Annotated in this window: 1 protein-coding gene; it reads left to right on the top strand. The window is 70.5% G+C overall.

Annotated features, from left to right (window positions below; genetic code table 11):
- Positions 1-211: 211 nt before the first annotated feature.
- On the top strand, positions 212-1460 hold a 1249-nt coding region (locus tag GWK61_RS54520), incomplete at its 3' end, for an NYN domain-containing protein (protein WP_194922281.1).

Genomic DNA, 1460 nt, shown 5'->3' with positions numbered 1-1460 from the left:
GCGCACCCCTGAACCCCCACCCCCGTGATCATCACAACGCATATGCCTGCCATATTCCGCATTCGCCGACGCCCAGCCGAGAACTGAGTCATCATCCCCCCGAGTCTTCGCATGTCGCCGATTCTGCCGTCAGCAGGCTTATTCCGTAAACCCGCCTCCCAGCCGGTCTGTCGTGTTGCCACCTTCCACGACCATGTGACACTTTTACCCAATGGATCGCTGTGCCGTCTTGGTCGACGCCGGATATGTACTCGCCGCCGCCGCCAACGTGGTGAGCGGTGATCCCGGCCGCCCCGGGATCGATGTCGACTATCCCGGCCTGGTGACCGCGCTGACCGAGCGCGCCGCGCTGGAGACCGGCCTGCCGGTGCTGCGTGTGTACTGGTACGACGCCGCCCCCGCCACCGGTCCGACCCGGGACCAGCGCCTGCTGCGCGTGCTGGACGGCGTCAAGCTACGGCTGGGCAAGCTCGTGCGGCGCGACGACGGCAAGTTCGAACAAAAGGGCGTCGACACCTTCCTGCACGCCGACCTCACCGGCCTGGCCCGCAAGCGCGCGGTCGCCGACGTGGTCCTGGTCAGCGGGGACGAGGACCTGCTCCACGCGGTCGAGGAGGCGCAGGAGTACGGCACCCGCATCCACCTGTGGGGCGCGGCCTCGGACTACAACCAGTCCCTGGAGCTCATCGCCGCCGTGGACAAGTCGATGACCCTGTCCGAGGAGTGGCTCAAGCCCTACGTCTGGGTGAAGAACCAGCCCGGCATGGGAGACGACGCCGGCTGCGAGCCGACCAAGACCGGCCCCGGCGAGCACGCCAAGCCCGCGCACAAGGTCTTCCCCTCGCCGCTGGACATGCCGCCGCGCGTGCTGCACCCCACCGAGTCCCCCAAGACCCCGCTGGCCAACAGCCGCTTCCCCAAGCTCTGGCAGGTCACGTCCCCGACCCAGCGCTTCCTGGACGCCGAGGAGAACAAGAGCTTCGGCCGCGCCGACCCCATCGACGTCGGCCGGGCCTACGTCGCCCGCTGGATGGCCCGCGCCACCGAGGCCGAGCGCCGCCGGCTCACCGACTGGACCGCGACCTGGACCTGGGTCCCGCACGACCTGGACCCGGACCTGCTCCGCTTCGCCAACGACCTGGGCATCGACACCTGGGAGGCGGAGCTGGAGCCGATCAAGCACGAGCTGCGCGCCGGGTTCCTGGACGGGCTGAAGAAGTGGCGCGATCAGCACGACGGCGACGCGGCGGGGATGATGCCGGGGATGGCGCACGCTCCGGTAGCGGCTGCGCCAGCCACTGCGGCCACGGCTGCTCCGGCGGCACCGGCAGCCGTGACAGCACCAGCCCCCGAGGCCCCGCCGCAGCCCCCGGCCGCACCGGAATCCGCAGCTCACGCAGCTCCTGCCGCCCCCGCGGCTCCGCCGGACACATCATCGGCCGAAGCCGCGACGCCCACCG

The sequence above is a fragment of the Catenulispora rubra genome (genome assembly GCF_015356825.1).
GTDB lineage: Bacteria > Actinomycetota > Actinomycetes > Streptomycetales > Catenulisporaceae > Catenulispora > Catenulispora rubra.
This window is presented reverse-complemented; position numbering and strand designations above follow the sequence as displayed.